The following is a 16,019-nucleotide window of genomic DNA, read 5'->3' on the forward strand; positions in this document are numbered from 1 at the left end:
GTCCTCGACCCGGCCGCGGCGCCCACCGAGGCCGCCCGCGCGGTCGCCGGACGGCTCGCGGCCGACGAGACACTGCGGGCCCGCCTGGTGCGCGGCCTCGACCTGGCACTGCTGCCGGCCGGGACCACGCCTCCGGGCGAGCCCCTGTACGTGAAGGAATAGGTGAGCCGTGCGTCAGCCGTGACGGACGGAGCGGGTCAGCCGTAGATCGGGCCGGTGTACTTCTCGCCCGGCCCCTGGCCCGGCTCGTCCGGGACGATCGAGGCCTCGCGGAACGCCAGCTGGAGCGACTTCAGGCCGTCGCGCAGCGGAGCCGCGTGGAAGGAGCTGATCTCGGTCGCGCTCGCGTCCAGCAGACCGGCGAGCGCGGTGATCAGCTTGCGGGCCTCGTCCAGGTCCTTGTACTTCTCGCCCTCCTCGCTCAGCCCGAGCTTCACGGCGGCGGCGCTCATCAGGTTGACGGCGACCGTCACGATCACCTCGACGGCGGGGACCTCGGCGATGTCCCGGGTCATCGCGTCGAAGTCGGGGACCTCTGATGACTCAGCAGGCTCGGCAGGGGTGTCACTCATGCCCCACACCATAGGTGGTCGCGCCCGGCGCCCCTCAATTCGCCCTTGTCAAGCGATCCTGCTAATCTGAAGGACGACCGGCTGGACATGATTGTGTCCGGCCCACAAGTGGAGGCTCCGATCTCCCACCTGACCGTCCCTGGGACGGCGGGTCACCCGGTCAGGCGGCCGCCATCGTTCCGTACGGACGATGGAGTCGCCCGAAAGCGCGCCCCGCGGCATCGCGGCGGTGCTCCGGTTGTTTGGAGCCCCGCCTGTGATCGTCCGGGGCATTTTTTGTGCTTCGGCGCGGTTAGGTCTAACGAAAAGAGACGTTACGCGGCTGTCCGCCAGACCGCCGTGTGGTGCTACCGAGGAGGATCCATCAGCGCCGAGCCCCGCATCAACGACCGGATTCGCGTTCCCGAGGTGCGACTTGTCGGTCCCAGTGGCGAGCAGGTCGGCATCGTGCCGCTCGCGAAGGCACTGGAGCTTGCGCAGGAGTACGACCTGGACCTGGTCGAGGTCGCGGCGAACGCCCGTCCGCCCGTGTGCAAGCTCATGGACTACGGGAAGTTCAAGTACGAGTCGGCCATGAAGGCCCGTGAGGCGCGCAAGAACCAGGCGCACACGGTCATCAAGGAGATGAAGCTCCGGCCGAAGATCGACCCGCACGACTATGACACCAAGAAGGGTCACGTCGTCCGGTTCCTCAAGCAGGGCGACAAGGTCAAGATCACGATCATGTTCCGTGGTCGCGAGCAGTCCCGCCCCGAGCTGGGCTACCGACTGCTGCAGCGGCTCGCGGAGGACGTCCAGGACCTCGGCTTCGTGGAGTCGAACCCGAAGCAGGACGGCCGGAACATGATCATGGTCCTCGGTCCGCACAAGAAGAAGACCGAGGCGATGGCCGAGGCCCGCCAGGCGCAGGAGGCCCGCAAGGCCGAAGCGAAGGCGAACCCCGGCAAGTCGCAGAACCCTGCCGAGGCTGAGGCGCCGTCCGAGGAGCCTGCCGAGGCGTGATCCCGGGGGACGTACCTCCGCGTACGTCCCCGAGGATGTAACCGAAAGAAGAGAGCGACGCTCCGCCGTGCCCGGTTTCACGACCGGGCACCGGAGCGCCACCGACGAGGAGATAACGGCGCTATGCCGAAGAACAAGTCGCACAGCGGTGCCAGCAAGCGCTTCAAGATCACCGGCTCCGGCAAGGTGCTCCGTGAGCGCGCCGGCAAGCGCCACCTGCTCGAGCACAAGTCGTCCCGCGTCACGCGTCGCCTCACCGGCAACGCCGAGATGGCCCCGGGCGACGCCGCGAAGATCAAGAAGCTTCTCGGCAAGTGACGCGGCGGCGCTCTGAGCGCCGTGCGTCGGGACCGGGACCGAATCGATTCCGGGTCGTGTGAGGACACCCACGACCCCGCTACAAGGAGTTAACAAGTGGCACGCGTCAAGCGGGCAGTCAACGCCCACAAGAAGCGCCGGGCGATCCTCGAGCAGGCCTCCGGCTACCGCGGTCAGCGTTCGCGCCTGTACCGCAAGGCCAAGGAGCAGGTCACCCACTCGCTGGTCTACAACTACAACGACCGCAAGAAGCGCAAGGGCGACTTCCGTCAGCTGTGGATCCAGCGCATCAACGCCGCTGCCCGCGCCAACGGCATCACCTACAACCGCTTCATCCAGGGTCTGAAGGCCGCGAACGTCGAGGTCGACCGCAAGATCCTGGCCGAGCTGGCCGTGAACGACGCGAACGCCTTCGCGGCGCTCGTCGAGGTGGCGCAGAAGGCGCTGCCGTCGGACGTGAACGCTCCGAAGGCCGCGTGACGCTGCGCTGGCCTTGAGCCGACGCTCACTGTAGGACCCGCAGGCTGTTACGGCTTGCGGGTCCTGTCGTTGGGCCCCTCGGCGGTCGTTCGGCCGACAGCCGGTGGGGGCTGGTCGCGCAGTTCCCCGCGCCCCTCCGGGGCGCCACGAGTCTCCGAAAGTACGAGGATGCCCCCCGCCACCCCTGAGCTCATCTCCCCCCGTTCCGCCCGTGTCCTGGCCGCCCGGCGGCTCGCCAAGCGGAACTTCCGGAGCAAGGATCGGCTGTTCCTGGCCGAAGGGCCGCAGGCCGTCCGTGAGGCGGCCGGGCACCGGGCCGGCGGCATCCCCACCCTCGTCGAGCTGTTCGCCACCGTGGAGGCCGCGGAGCGGTACGCCGACATCGTCGGCGCCGCCCGGGACGCCGGTGCCCGGGTGCACCTCGCCTCCGACGAGGTCATCGCGGACATCTCCACCACGGTCACCCCGCAGGGCCTGGTCGGCGTCTGCCGGTTCCTGGACACCCCGTTCGAGGACGTCCTCGCCGCCCGGCCCCAGCTGGTCGCCGTGCTCGCTCACGTGCGGGACCCCGGCAACGCCGGCACCGTGCTGCGCTGCGCCGACGCCGCCGGTGCCGAGGCCGTGGTGCTGACCGACGCCTCCGTGGACCTGTACAACCCCAAGGCCGTCCGGGCCTCCGTCGGATCCCACTTCCACCTGCCCGTCGCCGTCGGCGTCCCCGTCGAGCGGGCCGTGGCCGGACTGAAGGAGGCCGGGGTGCGCGTCCTGGCCGCCGACGGGGCCGGCGACCGCGACCTGGACGAGGAGCTGGACAAGGGCACCATGGGCGGGCCCACCGCCTGGGTGTTCGGGAACGAGGCCTGGGGGCTGCCGGAGGAGACTCGCGCCCTGGCCGACGCCGTCGTACGCGTCCCGATCCACGGCAAGGCCGAGAGCCTGAACCTCGCCACCGCCGCCGCCGTATGTCTCTACGCGTCGGCCCGTGCACAGCGTGCCTCCGGAGGGTGCCGATCCGTCACCGAGAGCTAGTAGGGTGACCAGCGCGGGGCCCTGCGCCGTCTGAGAGGTGGGGTACGGGGATGAGTGTGGCCGGCACGAGCACCGCGCCGGAAGGACGGGACGCGCGGGGCGCGCCCGCGTCCCGGTGCGCCGGCTCCGGCGTCGATCCCGACCAGTTGCCCGACGGCCTCGTCGTCGCCGACGAGCACGGCCGCGTGACCTGCTTCAACGCCGCCGCCGCGCGGATCACCGCGATCCGGCCCGCCGACGCCCTCGGACAGTCCCTGGAGAAGGCGCTGCCCTTAGAGGACCTGGAGGGGCGCCGCTGGTGGCAGCTCACCGATCCCTACGGCGGGCTCGCCATCCGGGTGCGGCAGCCGGAGCGCAATCTGCTGCTGCCCGGCGGCCGGGAGGTCCTCGTCTGCGCCCGCTATGTGCGCGACGAGCCGCTGGGCCCGGTGCGCAGCGTGGTCGTCTCCCTCCGGGACACCGAGGCCCGCCGCCGCACCGAGCGCAGCCACGCCGAGCTGATCGCCACCGTCGCCCACGAGCTGCGCTCCCCGCTGACCTCCGTGAAGGGCTTCACCGCCACCCTGCTCGCCAAGTGGGAACGCTTCACCGACGACCAGAAGCGGCTCATGCTGGAGACCGTCGACGCCGACGCCGACCGCGTCACCCGCCTCATCGCCGAGCTGCTGGACATCTCCCGGATCGACTCCGGGCGGCTGGAGGTGCGCCGCCAGCCCGTCGACATCGGCGCCGCCGTCTCCCGGCACATCCAGGCCTACGTCGCCGCCGGCCAGCCCGCCGACCGCTTCCTGCTCCGCATCGAACAGCCGCTGCCCGCCCTGTGGGCCGACCCCGACAAGATCGACCAGGTCCTCAGCAACCTCATCGAAAATGCCGTGCGGCACGGCGAGGGAACCGTCACCATTGACGTCACGCCCACGCCGTCCCCGCGCGAGGGCGAGGAGACCGGCACGTCGGTCACCGTGAGCGACGAGGGGCCCGGCATCCCGGAGGAGTCCATGAACCGCGTCTTCACCCGTTTCTGGCGGGGCAGCAAGCGCGGCGGCACGGGCCTCGGGCTGTACATCGTCAAGGGCATCGTGGAGGCCCACGGCGGCACGATCACGGTCGGCCGGGCCGCGAGCGGCGGCGCCGAGTTCCGATTTACGTTGCCCGTGGCCGCCCCGGCGTATCTCGCCTAGTGGCCCACGGGCGCATTCGTACACCTCCACCCCGTTAGACTCGGCCTTTGGCACCTTTGTGTCTTCACACGGCCCACCAACGGTCGCGGGGACCATCCGCCAGCCAATCGGAAGCACGGGAAGAGATGTCGGCACCCAATAAGTCGTACGACCCTGTCGAGGTCGAGGCGTTGAAACCGGAAGAGATCGAGCGCATGCGGGACGAGGCGCTCGCCGCCTTCGCCGCCGCGGACTCCCTCGACGCGCTCCACGAGGCGAAGGTCGCCCACACCGGCCCGGCCTCCCCGCTGGCCCTCGCCAACCGCGAGATCGGCGCCCTGCCCCCGCACGCCAAGGCCGAGGCCGGCAAGCGCGTCGGCATGGCCCGAGGCGCCGTGAACAAGGCCCTCGCCGCGCGCCAGGCCGAGCTGGAGGCCGAGCGGGACGCCCGCGTGCTGGTCGAGGAGGACGTCGACGTCACGCTGCCGTACGACCGTGTCCCGGCCGGCGCCCGCCACCCGCTGACCACGCTCTCGGAGCGCATCGAGGACATCTTCGTGGCCATGGGCTACGAGGTCGCCGAGGGCCCGCAGGTCGAGGCGGAGTGGTTCAACTTCGACGCCCTGAACATCGGCCCGGACCACCCGGCCCGCGGCGAGGCCGACACCTTCTTCGTGCAGGGACCGGACGGCGGCGCCGAGTCCGGCGTGGTGCTGCGCACCCACACCTCGCCCGTGCAGATCCGTTCGCTGCTCGACCGCGAGCTGCCGGTCTACGTGATCTGTCCGGGCCGCGTCTACCGCACCGACGAGCTGGACGCCACGCACACGCCCGTCTTCCACCAGGTCGAGCTGCTCGCCGTGGACGAGGGCCTGACCATGGCCGACCTCAAGGGGACCCTGGACCACATGGTCCAGTCGCTGTTCGGCGAGGGCATGAAGACCCGGCTGCGGCCGAACTTCTTCCCCTTCACCGAGCCGAGCGCCGAGATGGACATGCTCTGCTACGTCTGCAAGGGCGAGTCCGTCGGCAACCCCGACCGGCCCTGCCGCACCTGCTCCAGCGAGGGCTGGATCGAGCTGGGCGGCTGCGGCATGGTCAACCCGCGGGTGCTCACCGCCTGCGGCGTCGACCCGGAGAAGTACAGCGGCTTCGCCTTCGGGTTCGGCATCGAGCGGATGCTGATGTTCCGCCACAACGTCGAGGACATGCGAGACATGGTCGAGGGTGACGTCCGGTTCACCCGGCCGTTCGGGATGGAGATCTGATGCGGGTCCCGCTTTCTTGGCTGCGGGAGTACGTCGACCTGCCGGCGACGGAGACCGGGCGCGACGTCCAGGCCAAGCTCATTTCGGCCGGTCTGGAGGTCGAGACGGTCGAGCAGCTCGGCGCCGACCTCAAGGGCCCCCTGGTCGTCGGCCAGGTGCTGACCATCGAGGAGCTGGAGGGCTTCAAGAAGCCGATCCGCTTCTGCACCGTCGACGTCGGCCAGGCCAACGGCACGGGTGAGCCCCAGGAGATCGTCTGCGGCGCCCGCAACTTCCAGGTCGGCGACAAGGTCGTCGTGGTCCTCCCCGGCGCCACGCTGCCCGGCGGGTTCTCCATCTCCGCCCGCAAGACCTACGGCAAGACGTCCCACGGCATGATCTGTTCCAGCGACGAGCTGGGCATGGGCGACGACGGCACCCACGGCATCATCGTGCTGCCGCCGGAGACCGAGGTCGGCAAGGACGCCATCGAGCTGCTGGAGCTGGTCGACGAGGTCCTGGACATCGCCGTCACCGCCAACCGCGGCGACTGCCTGTCCATCCGCGGTGTCGCGCGCGAGACCGCCATCGCCTACGGGCTGCCGCTGCGCGACCCCGCGCTGATCGACGTCCCCGCGCCGAACGCCTACGGCTACCCGGTCCAGGTCTCCGACCCCTTCGGCTGCGACCGCTTCACCGCGCGCACGGTCACCGGCCTGCGCCCCGAGGCACGCTCCCCGATCTGGCTCCAGCGCCGGCTCCAGAAGGTCGGCATGCGCCCGATCTCGCTCGCCGTCGACGTCACGAACTACGTGATGATGGAGCTGGGCCAGCCGCTGCACGCCTACGACCGGTCCCTGGTCCAGGGCACGATCGGCGTGCGCCGCGCACAGGAGGGCGAGAAGCTCGTCACCCTCGACGGCGTCGAGCGCACGCTGCACGCCGAGGACCTGGTCATCACCGACGAGCGCGGCCCCATCGGCCTCGCCGGTGTGATGGGCGGCGCCAACACGGAGATCGCCGACCACGAGATCACCGAGGACGGCGTCAACGGCACCACCGACGTCGTCATCGAGGCCGCCCACTTCGACGCCGTCTCGATCGCCCGCACGGCCCGCCGCCACAAGCTGCTCTCCGAGGCCTCCCGCCGCTTCGAGCGGGGCGTCGACCCGCAGGCCGCCGCTGCCGCCGCGCAGCGCACGGTGGACCTGCTGGTCCTCCTCGCGGGCGGTACCGCGGAGGCCGGCGTCACCGAGATCATCGCGCCCTCGGCCCCGCACACCATCACCCTGCCGGCCGGCCACCCGGACAAGGTCGCGGGTGTCGACTACGGCCGCGAGACGGTCGTACGCCGTCTCCAGCAGGTCGGCTGCGACGTGTACGGGCAGGACGAGCTGCTGGTCACCGTGCCGTCCTGGCGTCCCGACCTGGTCGACCCGAACGACCTGGCCGAAGAGGTCATCCGCCTGGAGGGCTACGAGAACCTGCCCTCCACGCTGCCCAAGCCGCCCTCGGGCCGCGGCCTGACCCACCGCCAGCGGCTGCACCGGCGGGTCGGCCGGGCGCTGGCCGGCGCGGGCTACGTCGAGGCGCCGAACTACCCGTTCTTCTCCGAGCAGGTCTTCGACCAGCTCGGACTGGAGGCCGGTGACCCGGCCCGCCGCGTCGTGAAGCTGGTCAACCCGCTCAGCGACGAGGAGCCGGCGCTGCGCACGACGCTGCTGCCGGGCCTGCTCGGCGCCCTGCGGCGCAACGACGGCCGCGGCTCGCACGACCTCGCCCTGTTCGAGACCGGGCTGGTCTTCCTGCCGCGCGAGGAGTCGCGCGGCGCCACGCACCTGCCCGTCGACCGGCGTCCCACGGACGAGGAGATCGCCGCGCTGAACGCCGCGCTGCCCGAGCAGCCCCGGCACGTGGCCGTCGTCCTCGCCGGCGCCCGAGAGCAGGCCGGCTGGTGGGGCAAGGGCCGTCCGGCCGACTGGGCCGACGCGGTCGAGGCGGGGCGGGCCGTCGCCCGGGAGGCCGGTGCCGAACTGGTCGTCCGCAAGAGCCAGTACGGTCCGTGGCACCCCGGCCGGTGCGCCGAGCTGGTGGTCGTCGCCGACGGCGCCGAGCAGGTCGTGGGCCATGCGGGAGAACTGCACCCGCGGGTCGTCAAGGCCCTGGGGCTGCCCGAGCGCACGTGCGCGATGGAGCTGAACCTGGACGCCCTGGAGGCGGTGGGCGACGGTGTCCCGCAGGCGCCGGGCATCTCCACCTTCCCGGTCGCCACGCAGGACGTCGCCCTCGTCGTCGACAAGCCGGTCCCGGCCGTGGAGGTCGAGGCGGCGCTGCGTGAGGGTGCCGGAGAGCTGCTGGAGTCCATCCGGCTGTTCGACGTGTACGAGAACGCCGAGCAGCTCGGGGAGGGCCGGAAGTCGCTCGCGTACGCGCTGCGGTTCCGGGCCGCCGACCGCACGCTGACCGTGGACGAGGCCTCAGCCGCGCGGGACGCGGCGGTCGCCCTCGCGGGCGAGCGGACGGGTGCGGTGCTGCGGGGCTGATCGCCTCCGCCAGCTGCATAAATGCGGGCTGACCGGCGGCAGCTCACTCGTTCGGGTGGGAAGTGAGGGTGATCCGGCCCGCCCGGGTCACGCCGTCGACAGAATCGGACCGGCCTTTCGGGGTCGGTCCGATTCCTCTGTCAGGGCCCATATGGGGGACCAGAGGCATGATCCGCATCAAGGCACGGGCGCCCACCGGGCGGGCAGCCGTACTGCCCACGGTCTGGGGAGCCGTCGCGGTCGGCTACAAGTTCGGCTGCCCGCTCGCCCAGCAGAACGGGCTCGGGGCCCGCATCGTCACCAGTGCCGTGTTCGTCGCCGTCGGCACCGGCCTCATAGTCCATGTCCGCCGCTCCCTGCTGCGGGAGCTGCGGCTCGCCCGGCGGGCGGCGAACGCCGCGCAGAACGTCGTCCTGCGTCCGCTGCCGCCGCGACTCGACGGGATCGACGTCGCCGCCGCCCAGCTGTCCGCCGACCGGGGCGCGCGCGTCGGCGGCGATCTGTACGAGGCCGTCGCCACGGAACACGGGGTCCGGGTGGTGATGGGGGACGTACGGGGGCACGGCCTGGCCGCCCTCGGCACCGTCGCCGCCCTCCTCGGCAGTTTCCGCGAGGCCGCCCACGACGAGCCCGAACTCGGCCGCGTGCTCCGCAGGCTGGACCGCGCCCTCGCCCGCCACCTGCGCGAACGCGCCCGCGCCGAGCACCCCGCGAACGGTCCGGCCGACGTCGACCACCCGGTCGCGGAGGAGTTCGTCACCGTGCTCCTGCTGGAGATCGGCAGGGACGGCGACCTGCGCGTCCTCAACTGCGGCCATCCGTGGCCGTACGCACTGAGGGGGACCCGGGTCGAGCAGCTGGCCTGCGGGGACCCCCTTCCGCCGCTGGGCCCGTTCCCGCTGCCGACGGAGCTGGAGGTCCTGCCCTGCGGCCGGCTGCACCCGGGGGAGTCCCTCGTGCTCTTCACGGACGGGGCGGAGGACGCACGCGACGGCCAGGGGCGGTTCTTCTCGCTGCCGGAAGCCTTGCGCGAGGCCGTACGGGACCACCCTGTTGCACCCCAGGCGGTCCTGCGCACCGTCTTCACCGGCCTCCTGCGCCACACCGTCGGCAGGACCACGGACGACGTGGCGGTCCTGGTCCTGCGCAACGGCCGAAGAGGGGCGAGCCGCAGCTCCCCGGGAGCGGTGCGCTCGGCCCCCACGCACCCGCAGCCGACCCCGTACCGCTAGCCCTCGTGGCCCCGGCCAAGCCGCCGTCGTTCGAGGGGGAGCCGGCGGCTTGGCCGGCCTCTTGCGAGGCATCTCAGTCAACCGGATCGACACGCTCCGCGACAGCGCGCGTACGCCGCGGATACGGGCACTCCGTTCACACCCCGTGTGAACGCGGAGCCACTACGCTGACCGCACCAGGCCACTCGGGGGGCATCCCATGCAGCCCAACACTCTGCTCGACGCCATCCTGGACGAGGCGGGGATCTCGCACGCCGGCCTCGCCGCCCACGTCAACCAGGCGGGCCGCGCCCGCGGACTCGCGCTGCGGTACGAACACACCGCCGTGGCGCGCTGGCTGAAGGGGCAGCGGCCCCGCGGTCAGGTGCCGGACCTGATCTGCGAGGTGCTCGCGGCACGGCTCCAGCGGCCCGTCACGCTCGACGACATCGGGCTCGGCGTGCCCGGCGAGCCCAGTACCCCGCACGCCGGTTCGCTGGGCGGGTTCGTGGAGCGGGCCACCGCCCTGTGGCGCTCCGACGAACAGCAGCGGCCCCATGTGCTGGGCGCCCCGGCCGTCACCGGCACCCCGGCGGTGATGCCGGTGTGGGAGTGGGAGAACCCGCCCGAGGACGTCGACGTCTCCCGCGGTGGCCGGCACCGGGTCACCACGGCCGACATCGAGATGCTGCGCGCCGCCCGGACGCACTACGAGCAGATGTACCGCAAGGCCGGCGGCATCGCCACGCGCACGCGGATCGTCGGCTTCCTCAACGCCGAGGCCGCGCCGCTGCTGAGGGGCAGCTACACCGACGCAACCGGCCGTCAACTGCACCGGGCCACGGGCGGATTGGTGGCGATCGCCGGCATCTGCGCGTACGACTCCGACGCGCACGGGCTCGCCCAGCGCTACTTCCACCAGGCGCTGCGGCTGGCAAAGGCCAGCGGGGACCGGGGCCTTGGGGCGTACGTCATCGCGCTGCTGGTCAACCAGTCGCTGTTCATGCGGGAGTACCGGCAGGCGGTCGCCTTCGCCGAGGCCGCGCTGCGCGCCGCCGGCCGGCACATCACCCCGGCCCTGGCCTCGGACCTGTACGCGATGCAGGCCAAGGCGTACGCCCACCTCGGGGACAGCGGCAGCGCGCTGTCCTGCATCCGCCGGGCGGAGACGGCGGCCGAGCGGATCCGGCGGGGCCACGAGCCCGACGAGACCGGGTATGTGCAGCCGGGGCTGGTCAATGTGCAGGTGGCCGAGGCGCTGCTGAGCCTAGGGGAACTCGCCGCCGCCCGGGAGCACGCGGCGGCGGCCGTCGACAACCCGGCGCACGACCGGGGGCGGGTGCACCGGCTGGCGATGCTCAGCACCATCGAACTGCGCCAGGGCAACGCCGACAAGGCCGTGGCCACCGCCGTGCAGATGGCGGAGCAGGCCCGGGGAATGGAGTCCCAGCGGCTGCGCGACAGACTGCGCGCGGTGCGCGAGCACCTGGTGCGCTGCGGCTCGGCCGGCACCGCCGAGGCCGCCGAACTCATCGACGGGGCACTGCGCGTACCGCTGTAGGCCCCCTGTGTGTGCACCGTCCCTGCTGCGATATTGCCACTTACTCGGCGGAAGGTGGCAGAACCGTGCAGTGGACGAAACAAAGCGAACAGACCGTCTATGAAAACCGCTGGTTCCGCGTCAATCTCGCGGATGTCGAGCTGCCGGACGGCCGGCACCTCGACCACTTCCTGATCCGGCTGCGCCCCGTGGCCGTGGCCACGGTCGTCAACGAGGCGAACGAGGTGCTGCTGCTGTGGCGGCACCGCTTCATCACCGACAGCTGGGGCTGGGAGCTGGCGGCGGGCGTCGTCGAGGACGGCGAGGACATCACGAGGGCGGCGGCCCGGGAACTGGAGGAGGAGACCGGCTGGCGGCCGGGGCCCCTGCACCACCTCATGAGCGTGGAACCGTCCAACGGCCTCACCGACGCCCGGCACCACATCTACTGGTCCGACCGGGGCGAGTACGTCGGACACCCCGTGGACGACTTCGAGTCGGACCGGCGGGAATGGGTTCCCCTGAAACTCGTCCCCGACCTGATCGCCCGTGGGGAGGTCCCGGCCGCCAACATGGCGGCCGCGTTACTCCTGCTGCACCACCTCAGGCTCGCGGAAGGCTAGAGGGCCGGCGGCTAGTGGGCCGCCAGCGCCTGCCAGACCGTCACCACCAGCGCACCGAGCGCGGTCAGCGCGGCGAGCGAGGGCAGCGGCCAGCGTGCGTGTTCCAGCGAGGCCATCCGGGTGTTCAGCTCGTCCAGCTCCTTGGCGGTCTCCTCGGTACGGTGACGCAGCAGCGCCAGTCCTCCCTCGACGCGGGCGTAGGCCACGTCGAGGCGGCGCCGTAACTCTGCGAGTTCTCCATGGACCACGGGATGCTCGGGTTCGGCGGTCACGGGTCCGCTCCTTTCGGTGGTCGAAATGGATGGTTCCGCATCCCTTGCTGCGCATGCAGAGTCAACTCCCCTGGTGGGCGCGTGGGGAGCGTGTGCGAAGGGCATATGCGTGCCCGGCGCGCACACGGTGTGTGAAACGGATGGGCCCGGCACCGGAATCCGGTGCCGGGCCCATCGGTGTCGCTCTTCGTAATCAGCCGTAGGTGTAGAAGCCGGAGCCGGTCTTCCGGCCGAGCCGGCCCGCCTCCACCATGCGCTGGAGCAGCGGGGGAGCGGCGTACAGCGGCTCCTTGTACTCGGTGTACATCGAGTTGGCGATGGAGACGATGGTGTCCAGGCCGATCAGGTCGGACAGCTTCAGCGGGCCCATCGGGTGGGCGCAGCCCATCTCCATGCCGTTGTCGATGTCCTCGCGGCTCGCGATGCCCGACTCGAACATCCGGATCGCGGACAGCAGGTACGGCACCAGCAGCGCGTTCACCACGAACCCGGAGCGGTCCTGGGCGCGGATGGCGTGCTTGCCGAGCACCTTCTCGGCGAAGACCTGGGCGCGGCTGAGCGTGCCCTCGGAGGTGGTGAGCGCCGGGATCAGCTCGACCAGCTTCTGCACCGGGGCCGGGTTGAAGAAGTGGATGCCGACGACGTGGTCCGGGCGGGAGGTGGCGACCGCCAGCTTCACCAGCGGGATCGAGGAGGTGTTGGAGGCCAGGATCGCGTCCGGCCGGGTCACCACCTGGTCGAGCACCTGGAAGATCTCCGTCTTCACCTGCTCGTTCTCGACGACGGCCTCGATGACCAGGTCCCGGTCGGCGAACTCGCCGAGGTCGGTGGTGAAGCTCAGCCGCGCCTGCGTGGCGTCCAGCTCCTCCTCGGTGATCTTGCCGCGCTCGGCGGCCTTGGCCAGGGAGTTGTACAGCCGGGTACGGCCGATCTCCAGGGCTTCGCCGGTGGTCTCGGCGACCTTCACGTCCAGTCCCGCGCGGGCGCACACCTCGGCGATGCCCGCGCCCATCTGGCCGCAGCCCACGACTCCGACGCGCTCGATGTCGGTCACATCGTTCCCTTCGCTGAGTTCTCCGGCTCGCTGGCAGACCTCCGGGTTCGGCGCCTGCTCCGATCGTGCACGTTACCGCCAAGTATCGATGATCGATCGCCGGGGTGGGGGCATCCTGAACCGCGGAACGATCCGTGAACACGCGGATCCGGAGCGTATGGGGGTGTGCCGATGAGGCGCATGGCACGGCGGACCTTCGCCCTGGGCGCGCTGTCCACGCTGGCGACGGTGCCGGGGGTGCCCACGAGGCGCGCGACGGACCCGGCACCGGGCCGGGCCGGCCCGGCCGCGGCACCGCACCCCGCCGGCCGCGCCTCGCGCGCGGGCGCCGGGATGCGGGGGGTGTGGATCGCCACCGTCGCCAACCGGGACTGGCCCTCGCGGACGGGCCTCACGGCGAGCGCGCAGCGCAAGGAGCTGATCGCCCACCTCGACCGCGCGGTCCGCGACCGTCTCAACACGGTGATCCTCCAGGTGCGGCCCACGGCCGACGCGCTGTGGCCGTCGCCGTACGAGCCGTGGTCCGAGTACCTCACCGGCACCCAGGGCAGGCACCCGGGCTGGGACCCGCTCGGCACGGCCGTGAAGGAGGCGCACGCCCGCGGCCTGGAACTGCACGCCTGGTTCAACCCGTACCGGATCGCCCAGCACACCGACCCGGGCCGGCTGGCCGCCTCGCACCCGGCCCGCAGGCACCCCGACTGGGTGGTGCCCTACGACGGCCGGCTCTACTACAACCCCGGCCTGCCCGAGGTCCGCGCCTTCGTGCGGCAGGCGATCCTCGACGCGGTCGCCCGCTACCCGGTCGACGCCGTGCACTTCGACGACTACTTCTACCCCTATCCGGTCGACGGGGAGACCTTCGACGACGACGACGCGTACGACCGCCACGGCGGCGCCTTCTCCTCCCGGGCCGCCTGGCGCCGGAACAACACCGACACCCTGGTGCGCGAGATGGCCGCCGGCATCAACCGGGTCCGGCCCGGCACCCGGTTCGGCGTCAGCCCCTTCGGGGTGTGGCGCAACGCGTCGACCGACCCGCGCGGCTCCGACACCCAGGCGGGCGTGGAGACGTACGACGACCTGTACGCGGACACCCGCACCTGGGTCCGCAACCACTGGATCGACTACGTCGTCCCGCAGCTCTACTGGCACATCGGGGACCCCGCCGCCGACTACGCCCGTCTCGTGGCCTGGTGGGCGGAGGCCGCCAAGGACACCCCGACCCACCTGTACATCGGCGAGGCCCTGTACCGGGCGGGCGCCGCCGGGCAGCCGTCGGCCTGGCGGGACCCGGTCGAGCTGTCCCGGCACCTGACCCTCGCCGCCCGGTACCCGCAGGTGAGCGGGCACGTCTTCTTCGCCGCGGCGGACCTGGCGGCCGATCCGATCGGGGCGATGGCACGGGTGGTCGCCGACCACTACCCGGCGCCGGCGCACCCACCGCGCTGACTACTGCTGTTGCTCGTCCTTGTGCTTGACCTGGCAGTCGGGTCCGGGGGACATGATCGCCTCGTGCCCGTCCTCGAAACGGACGCGATACGGCGGGTTGCCCTCCTGCCCGAGCACTTCTACGACTTCCGAGACGTGGTCGTGCTGACCCACCACCCTGCCGTGCTGGACCAGCTTGTCGCCCTTGGATGCGCGCATCTACAGGCCCTCCTCACGATCACGACCGCTGAGTGACGGCGATGCACACGAGCACGGCGACGGCGGTCAGGGGAGCGGCCGCCGTGAAGTGCTCGCCCAGCAGCAGCGCCGACCACACCAGTGTGAGCAGGGGCTGAGCCAACTGCAACTGGCTGGCCCGGGGGATGCCGACGGCCGCCATCCCCCGGTACCAGACGACCAGCCCGAGGAACTGCGAGCCGATCGCCACCCACACCAGGCCCGCGACGCCGTGCGCGCTCAGGTGCACCGGCTCGTACGTCAGCGCCAGCGCCGCGGCCGGCACGGTCAGCGGCACGCACAGCACCAGCGCCCAGCCGATGACCTGCCAGCCCGGCATGACCCGGGCCAGCCGGCCGCCCTCGGTGTACCCGGCCGCGCACACCAGCAGCGCCCCGAAGAGGTAGCCGTCCGCCAGGGTGAGCGCGCCGCCGCTCTGGCCGACGGTGAAGGCGAGCACGGCCGCAGCGCCCGCCACGGCCGCCAGCCAGAACCGGCGCGAGGGCCGGGCGCCGGTGCGCAGGGCGGAGAACACGGCGGTGGTCAGCGGCAGCAGGCCCACCACCACGGCCGCGTGGGCGGTGGTGGACGTCTGCAGCGCGAGCGTGGTCAGCATCGGGAAGCCGAGCACCACTCCGGCGGCGACCACGGCGAGCCCGGCGAGGTGCCGCCGCGCCGGAAGCCGTACGCGCAGGGCCAGCAGGCAGCCACCGGCGACGAGCGCCGCGAGGACGCCGCGCACCGCCACCAGCGACCACGGGCCGAAGCTCTCCAGGCCCCAGGCGGTCGCGGGGAAGGTCAGGGAGAAGGCGACCACGCCGAGGGCGGCCTGGACGGTGCCGAGTCCCCGGAACTCCCGGGGAGCGCTGACTGCTATCGGACTCGCGGTAGTAGCGCTACTCTGTGTTCTCATGCAACAGCGTAGCAGTGTGGGGGACCTGGCCGAACAGCTGCGAAGGGAGCTTGACCGCTACTCTCCTGGTGGAAAGCTTCCATCGAGTCGGGCACTGGTCGAGCGGTTCCGGGTGAGTCCGGTGACCGTCTCCCGGGCGCTCGCCCAGCTCGCCGCCGAGGGCCTGGTGGTCACCCGGCCGGGCGCGGGCGCCTTCCGGGCCCGGCCGCAGCGGACCGCGACCCCGGCCGGGGACACCTCCTGGCAGGAGGTCGCGCTGAGCGCCGACGGCGCCGCCGACCTCGTACCGCGCACCGTGGACGCCTCCGGCGTCACGGTCTCGCTGGCCGCCCCGCCCCCCGGGGTCCTGGAGCTCAGCGGCGGCTACCTGCACCCCTCACTCCAGCC

17 protein-coding genes and 1 pseudogene are annotated in these 16,019 nt (G+C 71.9%); 13 read left to right on the forward strand and 5 right to left on the reverse strand.

The features are described from left to right. Window positions 1-162 (forward strand): annotated as a pseudogene (locus ABZV94_RS34345) (SseB family protein); the annotation flags it as partial. 35 nt (window positions 163-197) lie between these two features. On the opposite strand, the gene ABZV94_RS34350 reads toward ABZV94_RS34345, so the two are convergent. Then, complete coding sequence (locus ABZV94_RS34350; RefSeq protein ID WP_356347534.1) at window positions 198-572, reverse strand: DUF1844 domain-containing protein; 375 nt, start codon at window positions 570-572, stop codon at window positions 198-200. Window positions 573-911: 339 nt separating this feature from the next. On the opposite strand from ABZV94_RS34350, the gene infC reads away from it, so the two are divergent. The 10 genes from infC (at window position 912) to ABZV94_RS34400 (ending at window position 11,725) form a co-directional block, all read left to right on the forward strand. Then, window positions 912-1,574 carry a translation initiation factor IF-3 gene (gene infC / locus ABZV94_RS34355; protein WP_030654735.1) on the forward strand — a complete coding sequence of 221 codons (663 nt, stop codon included), beginning with the start codon at window positions 912-914 and terminating at the stop codon, window positions 1,572-1,574. 123 nt (window positions 1,575-1,697) lie between these two features. After that, window positions 1,698-1,892, forward strand: coding sequence for a 50S ribosomal protein L35 (gene rpmI / locus ABZV94_RS34360; RefSeq protein ID WP_003977225.1), 195 nt, complete (start codon window positions 1,698-1,700; stop codon window positions 1,890-1,892). A gap of 96 nt (window positions 1,893-1,988) precedes the next feature. Beyond that, a complete protein-coding gene (gene rplT, locus ABZV94_RS34365; protein WP_006141703.1) occupies window positions 1,989-2,372 on the forward strand; it encodes a 50S ribosomal protein L20 in 384 nt (127 codons plus the stop codon). 168 nt (window positions 2,373-2,540) lie between these two features. Continuing rightward, window positions 2,541-3,401, forward strand: coding sequence for an RNA methyltransferase (locus ABZV94_RS34370; RefSeq protein ID WP_356347535.1), 861 nt, complete (start codon window positions 2,541-2,543; stop codon window positions 3,399-3,401). A gap of 50 nt (window positions 3,402-3,451) precedes the next feature. Then, entirely contained in the window at window positions 3,452-4,582 is a 1,131-nt protein-coding gene (locus tag ABZV94_RS34375) for an ATP-binding protein (RefSeq protein ID WP_356347538.1), read from the forward strand. A 125-nt stretch (window positions 4,583-4,707) separates the two neighbouring features. Beyond that, window positions 4,708-5,829, forward strand: a complete 1,122-nt coding sequence (gene pheS / locus ABZV94_RS34380) for a phenylalanine--tRNA ligase subunit alpha (protein WP_356347540.1) — start codon at window positions 4,708-4,710, stop codon at window positions 5,827-5,829. Then, window positions 5,829-8,351, forward strand: coding sequence for a phenylalanine--tRNA ligase subunit beta (pheT, locus tag ABZV94_RS34385; RefSeq protein ID WP_356347542.1), 2,523 nt, complete (start codon window positions 5,829-5,831; stop codon window positions 8,349-8,351). Before pheS ends, pheT begins: the two co-directional genes overlap by 1 nt. 167 nt (window positions 8,352-8,518) lie before the next feature. Next, a complete protein-coding gene (locus ABZV94_RS34390; RefSeq protein WP_356347544.1) occupies window positions 8,519-9,583 on the forward strand; it encodes a PP2C family protein-serine/threonine phosphatase in 1,065 nt (354 codons plus the stop codon). Between the two features lie 199 nt (window positions 9,584-9,782). After that, window positions 9,783-11,123 (forward strand): transcriptional regulator, encoded by a 1,341-nt coding sequence (locus ABZV94_RS34395; RefSeq protein WP_356347546.1) that lies wholly within the window; start codon window positions 9,783-9,785, stop codon window positions 11,121-11,123. A 65-nt stretch (window positions 11,124-11,188) separates the two neighbouring features. Next, entirely contained in the window at window positions 11,189-11,725 is a 537-nt protein-coding gene (locus tag ABZV94_RS34400; protein WP_356347548.1) for an NUDIX hydrolase, read from the forward strand. Window positions 11,726-11,736: 11 nt separating this feature from the next. On the opposite strand, the gene ABZV94_RS34405 is transcribed toward ABZV94_RS34400, so the two are convergent. Together ABZV94_RS34405 and ABZV94_RS34410 are read right to left on the reverse strand one after the other, a co-directional pair. Next, a complete protein-coding gene (locus tag ABZV94_RS34405; RefSeq protein ID WP_014671637.1) occupies window positions 11,737-11,997 on the reverse strand; it encodes a hypothetical protein in 261 nt (86 codons plus the stop codon). 193 nt (window positions 11,998-12,190) lie between these two features. After that, window positions 12,191-13,051: a 3-hydroxybutyryl-CoA dehydrogenase gene (locus ABZV94_RS34410; protein ID WP_356347550.1), complete on the reverse strand. Its 861-nt coding sequence runs from the start codon at window positions 13,049-13,051 to the stop codon at window positions 12,191-12,193. A 180-nt stretch (window positions 13,052-13,231) separates the two neighbouring features. On the opposite strand from ABZV94_RS34410, the gene ABZV94_RS34415 reads away from it, so the two are divergent. Beyond that, on the forward strand, window positions 13,232-14,503 hold the full coding sequence (locus tag ABZV94_RS34415; protein ID WP_356347552.1) for a family 10 glycosylhydrolase: 1,272 nt from the start codon (window positions 13,232-13,234) through the stop codon (window positions 14,501-14,503). Here ABZV94_RS34415 and ABZV94_RS34420 read toward each other — a convergent pair whose 3' ends face one another. Then, window positions 14,504-14,701 carry a DUF1918 domain-containing protein gene (locus tag ABZV94_RS34420; protein ID WP_103812437.1) on the reverse strand — a complete coding sequence of 66 codons (198 nt, stop codon included), beginning with the start codon at window positions 14,699-14,701 and terminating at the stop codon, window positions 14,504-14,506. 19 nt (window positions 14,702-14,720) lie between these two features. Then, complete coding sequence (locus ABZV94_RS34425) at window positions 14,721-15,632, reverse strand: DMT family transporter (protein WP_356347554.1); 912 nt, start codon at window positions 15,630-15,632, stop codon at window positions 14,721-14,723. Between ABZV94_RS34425 and ABZV94_RS34430 the strand changes: the two genes are divergently transcribed. Continuing rightward, window positions 15,631-16,019, forward strand: a 389-nt coding sequence (locus tag ABZV94_RS34430; RefSeq protein WP_356347556.1) for a winged helix-turn-helix domain-containing protein, incomplete at its 3' end; no start/stop codon positions are given. The two genes, ABZV94_RS34425 and ABZV94_RS34430, sit on opposite strands and share 2 nt — an antisense overlap.

Origin of the sequence: Streptomyces sp. NPDC004658 (assembly GCF_040609555.1) — a bacterium.
In the GTDB taxonomy this organism is placed as follows: Bacteria; Actinomycetota; Actinomycetes; order Streptomycetales; family Streptomycetaceae; genus Streptomyces.